Genomic DNA, 14,582 nt, shown 5'->3' with positions numbered 1-14,582 from the left:
TGGCCGAAAATAGCCGGTCCCCGCCGTTCCGGACCGAGCATGAAGAGCAAGCAGGAAATCGTCGACAACTGGCTGCCGCGCTATACCGGCGTGCCCCTGGACCAGTTCGGCCCGCACGTCCTGCTGACCAACTTCGGCGGCTACCTGCACACCTTCTCCGAACTGACCGGTGCGCCCATCGTCGGCCTGGACCGGCCCATGGCCAGCGCCACCAGCGATGGCATCACGATGATCAACTTCGGCATGGGCAGCCCCAATGCCGCGATCATCATGGACCTGCTGTCGGCGGTGATGCCCAAGGCGGTATTGTTCCTGGGCAAGTGCGGGGGCCTGAAGCGCAAGAACCAGCTGGGCGACCTGGTGCTGCCGATCGCCGCGATCCGTGGTGAAGGCACTTCGGGCGACTATCTGCCACCGGAAGTACCGGCACTGCCGGCCTTCGCCCTGCAGCGCGCGGTCTCGACCATGATCCGCGATCTGGGGCACGACTACTGGACCGGTACCGTCTACACCACCAACCGGCGGGTCTGGGAACACGACGAGGCATTCAAGGAACGGCTGCGCGCGATGCGCTGCATGGCCATCGACATGGAAACGGCCACGGTGTTCGCCGCCGGCTTCGCCAACCACATCCCCAGCGGCGCCCTGCTGCTGGTTTCGGACCAGCCGATGATTCCCGACGGGGTCAAGACCGAAGCCTCCGATGCCAAGGTCAGCTCCCAGTTCGTGGAAAACCATATCCAGATCGGCATCGAGGCGCTTAAGCTTATCCGGCGCAACGGCAAGTCGGTCCGCCATCTGCGCTTCGACGAATGATGATGAGGGCCGGGCGCGGGACGTCCGGGCCCGGGAGTAGGTAATGGACGTTGCCGCGCAGGTGGTGGAATTCTGGAAGGAGGCGGGCCCTGCGAAGTGGTTCGCCCGCGACGATGCGTTCGACGCGCAGTTCCGCCGATTGTTCCTCGATGAGCATTTCGCTGCGGCCGCGCGTGCGCGCGAACACTGGCTGGGCAGCGCCGAGGGTGCGCTGGCCCTGATGCTGCTGTTGGACCAGTTCCCGCGCAACTGCTTCCGTGGCACCGCCCACTCCTACGCCACCGATGGGCTGGCCCGGCACTACGCCATGCGTGCCATCGAGGAAGGCTTGGACCTGCAGCTGGTTCCGAAGCTGCGGGCCTTCATCTACCTGCCGTTCGAGCATTCCGAGGATCCGCTGGACCAGGACCGTTCGGTGGCCATGTTCGACGTGCTGGGTGACAAGGAATACCTGCAGTACGCCGACCTGCATCGCGACATCATCCGCCGTTTTGGCCGCTTCCCGCACCGCAACGCCGTGCTGGGCCGCATTCCCACGCCGGAGGAACTGGACTACCTGGCCGAAGGCGGGTTTGCCGGCTGACCGGGCGGGGCCGGCCACGCGCGGGACAGGCAGGAAACGGAAAACGCCGGCGTGCGCCGGCGTTTTCCTGTTCCGCGCTGCAGCCGATCAGTACTTCGGCACGCCGTTGTCCACCTCTTCGGACCAGGCGTTGATGCCGCCGGTGATGTTGAAGACCTTGGTGAAGCCAAGCGCGCGGAACTGCTCGGCAGCCTGCGCACTGCGACCACCGTGGTGGCACAGGAAGGCCAGTGCGGTGTCCTTCGGCAGTGCTTCCAGCTCGGCGCGGCCGTTGCCGTCGAACACCTTGAACGGCACGCCGACGGCGGCGATGGCGCGCTCGTCAGCCGGGCGTACGTCCACCAGGATCGCGTTGCCGGCGCGCACCAGGTCGTCGGCGTCGCGCACGCTGATTTCCTGCACCGGCTTGGGCGCATTCGGGTTGTCGATGGCCAGGCCCTTGCCGCGGATGTCGTCCACCCAGTCGATGGTGATGCCTTCGGCACGGCGCGCGCTGGCCAGGTCGAACTGCACGCGCAGTCCATTGGATTCGGCGGCGATCGCAGCCTCGTCATGCGGAGCGAGCTGGAAGTTGGGCTGGAAGCCTGCATCGATGCTCAGCTGCAGGGCGGCGCCCGGGGCGTCGGCCAGCGCGCCCTTGAGCATCTCCACCGCGGCCGGGGTGACGGTGATGCGCGGCGGGGTGCGGTCCGGCGCGGGCAGGCCCAGCACGCTGCTCAGTTCGCCGCTGGCGGCCATCTGCAGCACGATGTCGCTGCCACCGACCAGTTCGCCGTCGATGTACAGCTGCGGGATGGTCGGCCAGTCGCCGTAGGCCTTGATGCCTTCACGGATTTCCTGGTCGGCCAGCACGTTGACGTGAGCGAACTCGACGCCCAGGTCCTGCAGCGCGCCCACGGCCTTGGCCGAGAAGCCGCACTGCGGCATCGACGGCTGGCCCTTCATGAACAGCACGACGCGGTTGGCGTTGAGGAGGGATTCGATGCGCGAACGCAGGGCAGGATCGAGAGACATGGGAAGTCGGGGGTCCAGTAATTCGAATCTTCGATTCTACCCCTCATGGCATCATGGGGTATGAGCAGCGCAGGAACATTGCATCGCATTCCGCCCCGGCCATGGCGCTGGCTGCCCTGGCTGGTGGCGTCGCAGTTGGGGGTGATCCTGGCTTGGGTGCTGGCGGGATGGCACTGGGGTCTGCCGCTGATGGTGGCCAGCCACGCGCTGTTCATCGTGCCGGTGTTCCTGCCCAACAGCCGCTTCTACACGCCGGTGCTGAGCCGCCTGGCGCAGGCGGACGACGCGGTCTGGCTGACCATCGATGACGGTCCCGGTGCGGACACGCTGGCCGTGCTTGATCTGCTGGATCGGCATCAGGCGCGGGCGACATTCTTCCTGGTCGGCGAGCGGGCCCTGGCCCAGCCGGCGCTGGTGGCCGAGATCCTGCGCCGCGGGCACGATCTGGGCAACCACAGCTTCAGCCATCCGCAGGCGCGCTTCTGGCGACTGGGACCGAAGGCGATGCGTGCGGAGATCGAAGGCTGCCAGCATGCGCTGCAGGCATTGTCGGGCACGCCGGTGCGCTGGTACCGGTCGGTGGTGGGCATGACCAATCCGTTCGTGGGCCCGGTGCTGCGCCGCCTGGGCCTGGTGCGGGTGGGATGGAGCGCCCGCGGCTTCGATGGTGTCGGCTGTACGCCCGAGCGCGTGCTGGAGCGCCTGCTGCCGGATCTTCGCCCGGGCGCCATCGTGCTGCTGCATGAGGGGGCCGCCCATGGCCACAACCTGGTAATCATCGAACGCGTGCTGCAGGCACTGGATCAGCGTGGATTGAAGGCAACGCTGCCTTCGGTATAGCGCAGCGGCACGCACGGAATCCGCCGGGCACGGCCCGGCGCTACCAGGGGAATGGGCAGGCATCCGGTAGCGCCGGGCCACGCGCGGCGTCACCTAGGCCGTTCGGCCACCACCAGCCAGCTGTTGAACGGTGTGCGCCCGTGCAGCGGCCGTGGTGCGGCGACGCGCAATCCCGCTTCGCTCAGTGTCGCCAGCAGGGTCTTCGGCTGGGGATAGTGCCGCGGGCGGGTACCCATCCAGCCCACCAGCCAGGCAAGGCGGTCCGCGACCCGCGTGGTGCGGTCCCGGCCATCACCGGTCGCCAGCGGCGTGCGCAGCAGCAGCCGTCCTCCGGGGGACACCCGCGCGCTTGCGGCACGCAGCAGCGTCTGCTGCGGTCCGGCATCCAGGTACTGCACCACGTCCAGCAGCAGTACATGGCCGACGTGCGACGGCAGCGCAGCCTGCACATCCAGGCATTCGAAGCGCACGGCCGGCAGGCCTTCACCGGCTTGCCGCGCCCGCTCGATCTTGGCGGCGTCCACGTCCACCCCGAGGTAGGGCTGGCCGCGCCCGCGCTGGCGCAGCACATGCGCGAACAGGCCCAGTCCGCAACCCAGGTCCAGCACCGGCTGGCCATCCTCGGGCAGCTGTTGCAGCACGCCGTCGTACAACGGATCGCTGCCGAGCTTGCCGCGGGTGTAGTAATAGTCGCGGCGGCTGCCCCAGGCCTGTGCAGGTCGGAACGCCTCGGCGATCGCGCGGGCCTGCGGGGAGGTCAGCGGGGAGCAGGGCAGGGGCGTGCCATTCCGTGGCGTGCCGTCCATCGGGTCAGCCCGCGTCGCCGAGCCGGCGCAGGGCGACCGGCAAGGCGCGCTCGCTCCACAATGCATACATGCGCGCGGAGGGGTGCAGACCGTCTTCGGCGATCATCGCCGGGTCGTGACCGTGGACGCGGCTGATGTCGGTGATGTCGACGAAGTCGACGCCGAGGCCACTGCAGACCTGCTCCGCAGCCGCGTTGAACGCGTCGGTTTCGATGCCGATGCGGCCACGGTGTCGGCCGCTGCTGGCGCCGAACGGCGTCACGCCCCAATCGGGAAACGACAGCACCAGCACCCGATCGGTACGGCCGCCGGCAAAACCGATCGCGCGCTGCAGCAGGGCCTGGAACTGCGTGCGGTATTCGTCGAGCGGGCGGCCGCGGTACTGGTTGTTGACCCCGATCAGCAGGCTGACGAAGTCGAACGGCCCCTGCGGGGCGGCCTCGTCGATGCCGGCATCGAGCTCGTCCGTGGTCCAGCCGGTGGTGGCGATGGTCTGCGGATCGGCCAGCGCGACGCCCTGTGCGCGCATCGCGGCGGCCAGCTGATGGGGCCAGCGGCCTTCGACCGCGACGGCCTCACCGATGGTGTAGGAGTCGCCCAGCGCCAGATAGGACAAGCCCACGACTCAGGCCACCGAACGGCGTGGCTTGATCGGTACGACCTTGGTTGCATCCTCGGCGCGGCGGGCCAGCACGCGGTCGATGCGGGCGAACACATCGCGCATCACCGAGGCCTCCGGCAGCAGGGTTACGCGGAAGTGGTTGCGGTAGGGCACGTTGAAGCTGGAACCTGGCACCACCAGCACGCCCTCGTTGTCCATCAGGTCCAGGGCGAAGGTGTGATCGTCGAAGCCCTTGGCGGCAGCGCCGACCACCGCCGGGAAGGCGTACAGCGCGCCGGCGGGGGCCACCAGCGACAGATGCTCGCTGGCCTCGCATGCTTCGATCACCGCGCGGCGGGTTTCGTACAGGCGCCCGCCCGGGGCACACAGTGCCGAAATGGTGTCGGGCCCGTTCACCGCGGCTTCGATGGCGTACTGGCCGGGCACATTGGCGCACAGGCGCAGCGCGCTGAGCAGGTCCATCGCCGCGCGGAAGTCGCCCAGGCGTGCGTCATCGCCGCTGAGGTGCGCCCAACCCACGCGCCAGCCGCAGGCGCGATGCACCTTGCTCAGCCCGCTGAAGGTCAGGCACGGATGGTCGCCCGCCAGCGGTGCGACCGGCTGGAACACCGCCTCGTCATACAGGATCTGGTCGTAGATCTCGTCGACCAGCAGCAGCAGGTTGTGCCGGCGCGCGATGTCCACCACGCGTTCAAGCAGTTCGCGCGGGTAGCTGGCGCCACTGGGATTGTTCGGATTGATCAGCACGATCGCGCGGGTGCGCGAGGACACCAGGGTCTCGATCTCGCTCGGGTCCGGCTGGAAGCCGTTCTCGGCGGCGCAACGGTAGTACACCGGCCGGCCGTCGTTGAGGATGGTGGAGGCCGACCACAACGGGTAGTCCGGGGACGGCACCAGCACTTCATCGCCGGGGTTGAGCAGCGCACGCAGCGACAGGTCGATCAGTTCGCTGACGCCGTTGCCGACGAACACACGGTCCGGGTGCGCGTCGGGAGCGCCGCGACGGGTGTAGTAGGCAGCGATCGCCTCGCGCGCCACCGGCAGGCCCTGCTGGTGGGTATAGGGATCGGTGCGACCCATGTCGTCGGCGATCGCGCGCTGCAGGTGTTCCGGGGCGCGGAAGCCGAAATTGCCGGGGTTGCCGATGTTGAGCTTGATCAGCTTGCGGCCCTGCGCCTCCAGCTCCCGGGCTCGCCGGGCCAGTTCTCCGCGGATTTCGTAGCGCACTTCGGAAAGGCGCTCGCGGGTGGCCAGGGGCTTGGGCGCGGAGGTTGACATGGTCGGTGAGCCGTCGGATGGCATGGAGGTTCCATGGTAGCGGAATTGCTGCACTGCATGGCAAGGCCCCCAGGGCCCGCCGCTGCTGGGCTGGAGCGGCGTTGGCACGGGTAGAATGGAGGCGATGACCCAGACCCCCGATTTCACCGCCCTGCAGACCATCGGCTGGCCCTGGCCGGGCCCGGCGCAGCAGGCCGACTGGCAGGCCATGATGGCCGAGCACCCGCAGGCCCGCCCGGCCCGGGTGATCGAGCAGCACCGTACGCACTATGTCGTGGCCGACGCCCCGGACGCTGCGATCAAGGCCGAATCGCTGCCGGAATGGCAGCGGCCACGCTTTCCCAGCCATGAGCGGCCGGCGGTCGGCGACTGGGTGCTGCTCGACGGCATCCGCATCGTGGCGCTGCTGCCACGTCGCACCGCGATCAAGCGCGGTGCCGCCGGCGAGCATTATCACCAGCAGGTGATCGCGGCCAACATCGATACGGTGTTCATCGTCTGCGGGCTGGATGCGGACTTCAATCCACGCCGTATCGAGCGCTACCTGCTGCTGGTGGGCGGCGGCGGTGCCGAACCGGTGGTGGTGCTGACCAAGGCCGACCAGACCGAATACAGCGAAGATGCGCTGGCGGTGCTGGAAGAACTGGAAATGCAGGGGATCGCCCTGCATGCCATCAATGGCCTGGATGCTGGCAGCGTGGCTGTGCTGCAGCCATGGTTGGGGCCGGGCCGCACCGTGGTGCTGGTGGGCTCCTCCGGCGCCGGCAAATCCACGCTGACCAACACGCTGCTTGGCGAGCAGCGGATGAAGACCAATGCGGTGCGCGCCAACGACTCACGCGGGCGTCATACCACCACCCATCGTGCGCTGATGCCGTTGCCGACCGGCGCCTGCCTGATCGACACGCCCGGCATGCGCGAGCTCAAGCCGACCGGCGAGGAGACGCTGGCCGAAGGGGGCTTCGCCGATATCGAAGCACTGGCCGAACAGTGCCGCTTCCGCGACTGCTCGCATCACCAGGAGCCCGGTTGTGCGGTACGGGCGGCCATCGACGCGGGTGAGATCGAGGAAAGCCGGCTGCTGAACTACTTCAAGTTGAAGGAAGAAGTGGCGGCTGCGGCCGCCAAGCTGGCCGTGCGCCAGGCCGAGACCGCGCAGGAACGAGGTGGCAGGAAAGGCAAGGGCCAGCAGTTCCGTCCGGCAGGAAAGCCGCGACGTCGGTGATGAGGCAGCCGGCCACGGGCGCGGCTGCATGGAGATTCATCCCGGGTTGCCGGGGTAACGCCTTCACTGATGCTGGGCGCGCGGAGGACAGCGCACGGCCGGGCAGGGCGCTATAGTCCGCGCATGGAAACGACCGCCGTGCTGGATCGCGAGGTGGCCCACCATGCGGCGCTCGATGCGCGGCTGGTCGAGGCCGTGGGTGGCATCCGCCTGCTGGGCCTGACCAGCTGGCCGGCGACGGTGCAGGCACCGTTCCTGGACAGCGTTGCGCGCGGGCAGCCGCAGTTGCCGAAGGTGGATTACCCGAAGCTGGATTTCAGCGAGGAACGCCGCACCTTGGCGGCCATCGCCGCCGACTGCGACGCGGGGCATCCCTTGGGTCACTACGTGCAGCAGTCCGCGCACAGCTGGGACCTGGCCGCACGCCTGCTGGAGGGCCTGGGTACCGCAGCGGTGGACACCTGTTCGGTGCAGCTGTTCGGCGCCCCCGAACAGCCCTTGCCGGGCAATGGCCCGAGCACGCGCGATGCAGCGCGCCATTTCATCCAGATCGCGGCCGAGCTGGACCATGAACTGCTGGCGCCGGAAGAACAGGTACCGGTGTCTGCGATCGCGCTGCAACTGCAGCTGCAGAACGATCTGGATGCCTTCTTCGAATCGCGGATCATCCAGGTGCAGCTGGACCCGGAACTGGTGTCCAAGGCGGCTGCCGGGCCGACGCGGATCCGCCTGCGTACCAGTGCGCGTTTCAGCGCCTACGATCGTGCACAGCTGTTCCATCACGAAGCACTGGTGCATTCGCTGACCGCGTTGAATGGCCGGGAGCAACCGGTGCTGCCCAGCCTGGCCTTGTCCTCACCCCGGGTGACGGCTACCCAGGAAGGGTTGGCCACGTTTGCCGAGCAGATCACCGGCAGCATCGACATCGAGCGCCTGAAGCGGATCAGCCTGCGTACCGAAGCCATCGCGATGGCCCGCGAGGGCGCCGACTTCATCGAGGTGTTCCGCTACTTCTGCGATGCCGGGCAGAACCCGGAAGAGAGCTTCGCATCGGCCCAGCGCGTGTTCCGCGGGGTGCCCCCCGGCGGCGGGCTGGCCTTCACCAAGGACACCGTGTACCTGCGCGGGCTGGTTTCGGTGCACACCTTCTTCCGCCACATGCTGGCCGAGGATCGCCTGCAGGTCTGCCGGTGGCTGTTCGCGGGCAAGATGAGCCTGCAGGACGCCATCGCGTTCGCACCGTTGTTCCAGGCCGGGGTGTTGAAGCCACCACGCTGGCTGCCGCACTGGGTCAGCCGGGCCAATGGCCTGGCCGGCATGCTGGCGTTTTCGCTGTTTGCCAACCGGATACGGATGGACCAGCTGGCGCCGGAGTGACATGCGTTGGCGGATCCTGCATGGGCCTGCCTGCCCGCGCCATGCAGGAACACTCGATGCGCCGCAGCGCCCGCTTCTGACTTAGAACTCTGCCGCCACCGTCATGAACACCTGCCGCGGTGCGCTGGCGTGGATCGCGTAGCGCTTGCCTTCCGGGTCGGTCGGCGCGAACGAGCTCAGCTGGCCGGCGTAGCGCTTGTTGGTCAGATTGGTCGCGTTCAACGAGACCCGCACGTTGCGCAGTCCCAGCCCAGGGCCGAAGTCATAGCCGGCACCCGCATCGAAGGTGGTCACGCCCGGCACCGACTGATCGTTGGTGTAGGTGTAATAACGCTTGCCGGTGTACTTGGCACGCAGGCTGGCGAAGAAGCCATCGCGGTTCCAGCTGATTTCGCTGGAGGCCATGCGCTGCGGCGTGTCCACCGTGATCTTGCCGGCCACCGGCACCACCGCGCCGCCGGAGATGTAGTCATCTTCGTAGGTGGTCTTGTTCCAGGACAGCGCGTTGTACCACTGCAGGCCATCGACCGGCTTGAGGATGAAGGTCAGTTCCGCGCCGTGGCTCTTCACCGAGCCGACGTTGATGAAGCGTGTCACGCACTCCGGTCGGGTGCCCACTTCGATGCTGGAGCACGGGTTCAGTGACAGCAGGCGGTTGTCGAACGTGACGTTGTAGGCGGCGATCGAGGCCTGGTACTTCTCGCCGAACGTGCGGAAACCGGCCTCCAAGCTCTTCGACTTTTCCGGTTCCAGGTCGGCGCTGGCAGCGAACGATTCCGGTGCCACCTGCAACGGGCCGCCACTGCCACCACCGACGAAGGCGGCGATGTTCTCGGCGTACGAGGCGAACAGCTCGTTGTTGGCGTTGAGCTTGAAGCCCACGCCCAGCTGCGGCAGCGCCGACTCCTTGGCCGTCAGTGTGCCGGACGCCAGGCGGGTTTCCACGCCCGGGCGGGCCGTGGCACGCATGCGGGTGTTCGGGCTCTTGATGCCGACATCAACGGTCAGGCGCTGGTCGAGGAAGCGCATGCGGTCCTGCACGTAGAACTGCTGCGTGCGGATGTCGTAGTCCTGGTTGAACAGCAGGCGGTCCGGATTCTTCAGGTACAGGTCGTCCAGGAACGGACCGCTGATGTAGTAGAAATTGCGCGACACGTTGTGGTCGTTCTGCTCGTACCACAGGCCGGCTTCCAGCTCGTGGATGCCCGCCGTCCATGACAGCGCTGCGGTCATGCCGTCGCGGTTGATCGTGTAGTTGGTGCTGCGGATGGAGATCGGCAGCATCCGGTCGGTGCCGGGGTAGGACGGCTGGCCCGGCGCCCACCAGTGACCCTGGCCGCGGTTGTCATGGTGGTAGGCCAGCAGTTTCAGGCGGCCCTGCTCGCCCAGGCGAAGGTCGGCATCGATCGAGTACAGGTTGTCATCGCGCAGCGCACGGCTCTGGTAGTACGCATCGTCGATGCTGGTGACGCCGCCACTGTAGGCACACCGCGCCGGATCACGCGTAGCCGGCGCGCAGTAGGCGGCGGCCACCGCGCGGTTCCAGTCCGGCGCATAGATGTTCCAGTCCCAGCCCAGGCCCCGGGCCAGCATGTCCTTGGACAGGTAGGCGTAGTTGGCCTGGCTGGCACGCGAGGTCGCCACGAACGCACCGAAACGATGGTCGCCCACGTTCCACACGGCCTTGGCATTGAACTGGCGGGTGGTCTGGTTCTGATGCGGCGCGGCCCACATGTCCTGGTCCTGGTGAACGCCGGAGACATACGCAGAGAAGCCGTTGAGGTCGCCCGTATCCACGCGCAGGTATCCACGGCGCTGATTGTCGTCGCCGACGGTGACGCTGGCACGGCCGCCGAACTCGGTGGACGGATCGGCCGAGAAGTACTGGATGGTGCCGCCGAGGTTGCTGGTCGAGGCCACGCCGAGTGAACCGATGCCCTGCGACAGCTCGGCGCCGGCCAGGTTTTCGGCGATCAGCGCACGGGCGATGCTCAGGCCGTTGTAGTTGCCGTAGCTGTTGTCGCCCAGCGGAATGCCATCGAGGGTATAGCCCAGCCGGCTCTTGTCGAATCCGCGCAGGCTGATGGTCTGCGACTCCTCATTGGCGCCGAACGCATCGTTGGACTGCACCGAGACGCCCGGCAGCCGATCGAGGATCTTCTGGCCGCTGGTGCCTGGCGGGAGCACCTGCTTGTCGACGCTGGTGATGCGCTGCACCTGACGGGTCTCGCCCTGGCCGATCACCGAGACGGTATCCAGCGTCTGCGCGCTGGGCGCGGCGTCGGTATCGGCGGCGGAGGCGCTGGTAGCGGCGGAAAGCGCGATCGCTACGGCGATCGTCAGGTGTCGAGTCTGCATGGTGGTCCGTTGCATGGGGGATGGGCACCGGCGTGCGTGCGCGATGCCGCCCCACTATGCGAACGGAACATGAAAGCTTCTTTACGGAACACCCATGCGGGTACGCGCCGCCGCGTTGGCGGCGCACCCGGGGCGGCTCATTAGCCCATGTACAGCCCACCATTGACCGGATAATCGGCGCCGGTCACATACGACGCCTCGTCCGAGGCCAGCCAGGCGCACAGGCCGGCGACTTCTTCCGGACGGCCCAGGCGCCGCACCGGCACCGATGCGGCCAGGCGGTCCAGGACATCCGGGGGGAAACTGCTGATGGCCTGGCTGGCGATGTAGCCCGGCGAGAGCGTGTTGACCGTCACTCCGCGTGACGCTACTTCGGCGGCAAGCGCCCGGCTGAAGCCATGCATGGCGGCCTTGGCGGTGGCGTAGTTCACCTGGCCGATCTGCCCCTTGTGGGCGCTGACCGAACCGATGTTGATGATGCGTCCCCAGCCCCGCATGGCCATGCCATCGACCACCTGCTTGGTCAGGTTGAAGAGCGCGTTGAGGTTGGAGGCGATCACCGCGTTCCAGTCCTCCACCGTCATCTGCCGGAACAGCAGGTCGCGGCTGCCGCCGGAGTTGTTGACCAGCACGTCCACTTCTCCCACTTCCGCGCGCACTTTGGCGAAGGCGGCGCTGGTCGAGGCCCAGTCGGTGGCATTGCCCTCGGAGGCGATGAAGTCAAAGCCCTGCTCGCGCTGCTCGCGCAGCCAGTTGGCCTTGCGCGGCGAGTTCGGCGCACAGCCGGCAACAACGGTATGGCCGGCGCGGGCCAGGCTCTGGCAGATGGCAGTGCCGACACTGCCCATGCCGCTGGTGACGTAAGCGATGCGAAGAGTCATTGCGGAACGCTCCTTGGTAACGGGATCAGGCGGCGAGGGGATACAGGCCGAACAGCAGGCTGCCGACCATCAACAGCAGCGAGATGGCGATGGCCCACTTCAGGGTGAATTTCTGGTGGTCGGCGAACTCGACCTTGGCCAGGCCCACCAGCAGGTAGGTGGAGGGCACCAGTGGGCTGAGCAGATGCACCGGCTGGCCGGCCAGCGAGGCGCGGGCCATTTCCACCGGCGTGATGCCGTAGTTGCCAGCGGCTTCGGACAGGATCGGCAACACGCCGAAGTAGAACGCGTCGTTGGACATGAAGAAGGTGAACGGCATCGAGGCCACGGCAGTGATCACCGCCAGATAGGGGCCCCACGAATCCGGAATCACCGCCAGGAAGCTGTGCGACATCGCCTCGACCATGCCGGTGTTGTTGAGGATGCCGGTAAAGATGCCCGCCGCGAAGATCAGCGACACCACCGACAGCACGTTGCCGGCGTGGTTAACCACGCGACGGCGCTGCTCGGCCAGGTTCGGGTAGTTGATCACCAAGGCAATGGCGAAGCCGACCATGAACAGCACCGGCATCGGCAGCACGCCGACGATCAGCGCGGTCATCAGGACCAGGGTCAGCACCAGGTTCACCCACAGCAGCTTGGGCCGCTTGATGTCCTCGGCATCCTCAACCGTCGGCAGCGCATTGCTGTCGTCGGACACGCTGCTGTCCATCCAGCTGCCGCCCTTGGGCAGCGTCACCACGCCCAGCCGGCGGCGTTCCTTCAGGCCCAGGTACCACGCCAGCAGCAGCACGCCCGCGCAGGCGATCACCATCGACGGGATCAGCGGCACGAACACATCAGCAGGATCAACGTGCAGTGCGGTGGCGGCGCGTGCGGTCGGGCCGCCCCACGGAGTCAGGTTCATCACGCCACCGGCGAGGATGGTCACGCAGGTCATGTTCAGCGCGTTCATGCCCAGCCGCTGATACAGCGGCAGCATTGCCGAGACCGTGATCATGTACGTGGTCGAGCCATCGCCATCGAGCGAGATCAGCATCGCCAGCACGGCGGTGCCGAGCACGATCTTCATCGGATCGCCCTTGACGAAGCGCAGGATCACCCGCACCAGCGGATCGAACAGTCCCGCGTCGATCATCACGCCGAAGTAGAGGATGGCGAACATCAGCATCACGCCGGTCGGCGCGATCTTCTTGATGCCTTCCAGCATCATTTCGTCGATGCCGGCGCCAAAGCCACCGATCAGCGCGAAGAGGATCGGGATGGTGATCAGGGCCACCAGCGGTGACAGCCGCTTGCTCATGATCAAGTACATGAATGTAATGACCATGCCAAAGCCGAGGATGCTCAGCATCATCTGCGGACTCCTTGAGAAAACAGGACGTGGGAAAGGGAGGGGCGGGTGCGGAGGAGGGCGTGGAAGAGGCTCAGAAGTCGTACTGCAGGCGGCCGGTCACGGCGCGCGTGCGGTCCACCGTGATCCCGGCCAGGCGGTCACGGTTGCGGCTTTCGATGACGTTGAGCATGAATCGCAGGTTGTCGCGCAGGTACCAGTTGCCGCCGAGCGTCCAGGCTTCGGTACTGCCGCGGCGCAGGTCGGGAGCGCCGTCGAGGTGCTGCGCGCCCCACATCCGGTCGTAGCGCAGCGCCACTTCAAAGGCACCGGCCTTGTGGCGGATGTCCTTCACCCTGGCGAAGCGGCCGGTCTTGCGGTCGTAGGCGCGGCTCTCGCCGGTAACGAACCAGCTGAGCATGCCGTAGCCGGCCATGACGTCGCCGCGCTGGGCGCCGTCATCGAAGGTCGCACCGCTGAACTCGCCCTGCCATGACAACGGGCCGCGGACCTGGGCGTACTCCAGTGACCACTTGTTGACGTCGGTATCGCGGCCTGCGGAGAAATCGACCAGGGTCAGGCGGCTCTCATCGGACAGATGGCCGGCGGGGCGCGGGCGGATGCGCAGTGCCGGCACACCGTTGGCGCCAGGGTTGTCGTACGCCTCACGGGCCAGCGACAGGCCCAGGTGCAGTACATCGCCGTCGCTGGGCGAGGGCGCCCAGGTCACGCGGCCGCCGGCGGCGCGCCCCTTCACCTGCCAGGCATCGATGCTCTCCAGGCTGTAGACGCTGGCGGCCCAGGTGAAGTCACCCGGATTGGCCTGCCACGAGGCACCCAGCCGGTACAGCGGCGCCAGCGTGGTACCGGCATTGCCGCGCTCCAGGAAGCTGCCGTAGTTGGAGCTGGTGCGGTCATCCAGCGAGAAGTACTGCTTGAACTGGCCGACCGTCAGCTTGCCGGCCTTGCCGAAGCTGCGTGCCAGGTAGACGTCCTTGGCTTCTACACGGTCGCCGGAGAAGTCGGCTTCCATCTTGTAGTCAACCACGAAGAACCTGCCGGAGACATCCAGCCAGGCGCGGCGGATCTCGGTGTCATCCTTGTTCGGCGTACCGCGGTTGTCATTGTCGAACGTGGCGAAGTCCAGGTGCAGGCGACCGCCCAGCGTGGCGGTGACCGGCCGCTCGTCATCAGCGGCAAAGGCCGGCGCAGCCAACGCAGCCAGGGCCATCATGGCGGCGGAACGCGGCCAGGCAAACGTGAATTCCACAAACCCTCCCAGGTGCGCGCCAGGCGCGCGGCAATCGTGGGCACCGGATGGTGCGCGGCCGCAGTCTGGGTCGCGCAAGCTGTCATCCGCCTGTCAGCGGTTTGTGCGTTGCAGCGTAAAAGCGGCCGCTGCGCTTGCCGGGCATGGCCCGGCGCTACCCCCGGGCAGGCTGCCCGGTC

At 67.3% G+C, this 14,582-nt stretch carries 13 protein-coding genes; 5 read left to right on the top strand and 8 right to left on the bottom strand.

All coding sequences use genetic code 11. The features are described 5' to 3' along the window. Positions 1 to 39: 39 nt before the first annotated feature. Both N8888_RS15700 and N8888_RS15695 read left to right on the top strand, forming a co-directional pair. A complete protein-coding gene (locus N8888_RS15700; protein WP_053517431.1) occupies positions 40 to 816 on the top strand; it encodes an AMP nucleosidase in 777 nt (258 codons plus the stop codon). 43 nt (positions 817 to 859) lie between these two features. Next, entirely contained in the window at positions 860 to 1,399 is a 540-nt protein-coding gene (locus N8888_RS15695; RefSeq protein ID WP_065175129.1) for a DUF924 family protein, read from the top strand. Between the two features lie 87 nt (positions 1,400 to 1,486). On the opposite strand, the gene grxD is transcribed toward N8888_RS15695, so the two are convergent. Further along, on the bottom strand, positions 1,487 to 2,413 hold the full coding sequence (gene grxD, locus N8888_RS15690) for a Grx4 family monothiol glutaredoxin (protein ID WP_053517428.1): 927 nt from the start codon (positions 2,411 to 2,413) through the stop codon (positions 1,487 to 1,489). 60 nt (positions 2,414 to 2,473) lie between these two features. Between grxD and N8888_RS15685 the strand changes: the two genes are divergently transcribed. After that, on the top strand, positions 2,474 to 3,253 hold the full coding sequence (locus N8888_RS15685) for a polysaccharide deacetylase family protein (protein ID WP_053517427.1): 780 nt from the start codon (positions 2,474 to 2,476) through the stop codon (positions 3,251 to 3,253). 89 nt (positions 3,254 to 3,342) lie between these two features. Here N8888_RS15685 and N8888_RS15680 read toward each other — a convergent pair whose 3' ends face one another. Genes N8888_RS15680 through N8888_RS15670 form a run of 3 tightly spaced genes read right to left on the bottom strand, consistent with a single transcriptional unit; the run spans position 3,343 to position 5,959 of the window. Further along, positions 3,343 to 4,059 (bottom strand): class I SAM-dependent methyltransferase, encoded by a 717-nt coding sequence (locus N8888_RS15680; RefSeq protein WP_263175712.1) that lies wholly within the window; start codon positions 4,057 to 4,059, stop codon positions 3,343 to 3,345. Positions 4,060 to 4,063: 4 nt separating this feature from the next. Further along, positions 4,064 to 4,681: an SGNH/GDSL hydrolase family protein gene (locus tag N8888_RS15675; protein WP_065175127.1), complete on the bottom strand. Its 618-nt coding sequence runs from the start codon at positions 4,679 to 4,681 to the stop codon at positions 4,064 to 4,066. A 3-nt stretch (positions 4,682 to 4,684) separates the two neighbouring features. Next, a complete protein-coding gene (locus tag N8888_RS15670) occupies positions 4,685 to 5,959 on the bottom strand; it encodes a pyridoxal phosphate-dependent aminotransferase (RefSeq protein ID WP_065175207.1) in 1,275 nt (424 codons plus the stop codon). 115 nt (positions 5,960 to 6,074) lie between these two features. Here N8888_RS15670 and rsgA point away from each other — a divergent pair, with 115 nt between their 5' ends. After that, complete coding sequence (rsgA, locus tag N8888_RS15665; protein WP_065175126.1) at positions 6,075 to 7,184, top strand: ribosome small subunit-dependent GTPase A; 1,110 nt, start codon at positions 6,075 to 6,077, stop codon at positions 7,182 to 7,184. Between the two features lie 123 nt (positions 7,185 to 7,307). Next, positions 7,308 to 8,561 (top strand): flavohemoglobin expression-modulating QEGLA motif protein, encoded by a 1,254-nt coding sequence (locus tag N8888_RS15660; protein WP_065175125.1) that lies wholly within the window; start codon positions 7,308 to 7,310, stop codon positions 8,559 to 8,561. Positions 8,562 to 8,642: 81 nt separating this feature from the next. Here N8888_RS15660 and N8888_RS15655 read toward each other — a convergent pair whose 3' ends face one another. The 4 genes from N8888_RS15655 to N8888_RS15640 form a co-directional block, all read right to left on the bottom strand. Then, on the bottom strand, positions 8,643 to 10,919 hold the full coding sequence (locus N8888_RS15655; RefSeq protein WP_263175709.1) for a TonB-dependent receptor: 2,277 nt from the start codon (positions 10,917 to 10,919) through the stop codon (positions 8,643 to 8,645). Positions 10,920 to 11,059: 140 nt separating this feature from the next. Then, positions 11,060 to 11,800: an acetoacetyl-CoA reductase gene (gene phbB / locus N8888_RS15650; protein ID WP_263175707.1), complete on the bottom strand. Its 741-nt coding sequence runs from the start codon at positions 11,798 to 11,800 to the stop codon at positions 11,060 to 11,062. 25 nt (positions 11,801 to 11,825) lie between these two features. Continuing rightward, positions 11,826 to 13,154, bottom strand: coding sequence for a CitMHS family transporter (locus N8888_RS15645; RefSeq protein WP_053517450.1), 1,329 nt, complete (start codon positions 13,152 to 13,154; stop codon positions 11,826 to 11,828). Between the two features lie 73 nt (positions 13,155 to 13,227). Continuing rightward, positions 13,228 to 14,367, bottom strand: a complete 1,140-nt coding sequence (locus N8888_RS15640) for an OprO/OprP family phosphate-selective porin (RefSeq protein WP_065175123.1) — start codon at positions 14,365 to 14,367, stop codon at positions 13,228 to 13,230. Positions 14,368 to 14,582: the final 215 nt, after the last annotated feature.

The sequence above is a fragment of the Stenotrophomonas maltophilia genome (genome assembly GCF_025642255.1).
In the GTDB taxonomy this organism is placed as follows: domain Bacteria; phylum Pseudomonadota; class Gammaproteobacteria; order Xanthomonadales; family Xanthomonadaceae; genus Stenotrophomonas; species Stenotrophomonas maltophilia_P.
The sequence above is the reverse complement of the archived record's forward strand: the minus strand, read 5'-3'. Positions and strand labels throughout refer to the sequence as shown.

Bases quoted from the DNA above. Each gene is read 5' to 3' on its own strand.
- N8888_RS15700 (WP_053517431.1), top strand. From the start codon at position 40: ATGAAGAGCAAGCAGGAAATCGTCGACAACTGGCTGCCGCGCTATACC.
- N8888_RS15695 (WP_065175129.1), top strand. From the start codon at position 860: ATGGACGTTGCCGCGCAGGTGGTGGAATTCTGGAAGGAGGCGGGCCCT.
- grxD (WP_053517428.1), bottom strand. From the start codon at position 2,413: ATGTCTCTCGATCCTGCCCTGCGTTCGCGCATCGAATCCCTCCTCAAC.
- N8888_RS15685 (WP_053517427.1), top strand. From the start codon at position 2,474: ATGAGCAGCGCAGGAACATTGCATCGCATTCCGCCCCGGCCATGGCGC.
- N8888_RS15680 (WP_263175712.1), bottom strand. From the start codon at position 4,059: ATGGACGGCACGCCACGGAATGGCACGCCCCTGCCCTGCTCCCCGCTG.
- N8888_RS15670 (WP_065175207.1), bottom strand. From the start codon at position 5,959: ATGTCAACCTCCGCGCCCAAGCCCCTGGCCACCCGCGAGCGCCTTTCC.
- rsgA (WP_065175126.1), top strand. From the start codon at position 6,075: ATGGAGGCGATGACCCAGACCCCCGATTTCACCGCCCTGCAGACCATC.
- N8888_RS15660 (WP_065175125.1), top strand. From the start codon at position 7,308: ATGGAAACGACCGCCGTGCTGGATCGCGAGGTGGCCCACCATGCGGCG.
- N8888_RS15655 (WP_263175709.1), bottom strand. From the start codon at position 10,919: ATGCAGACTCGACACCTGACGATCGCCGTAGCGATCGCGCTTTCCGCC.
- phbB (WP_263175707.1), bottom strand. From the start codon at position 11,800: ATGACTCTTCGCATCGCTTACGTCACCAGCGGCATGGGCAGTGTCGGC.
- N8888_RS15645 (WP_053517450.1), bottom strand. From the start codon at position 13,154: ATGCTGAGCATCCTCGGCTTTGGCATGGTCATTACATTCATGTACTTG.
- N8888_RS15640 (WP_065175123.1), bottom strand. From the start codon at position 14,367: ATGATGGCCCTGGCTGCGTTGGCTGCGCCGGCCTTTGCCGCTGATGAC.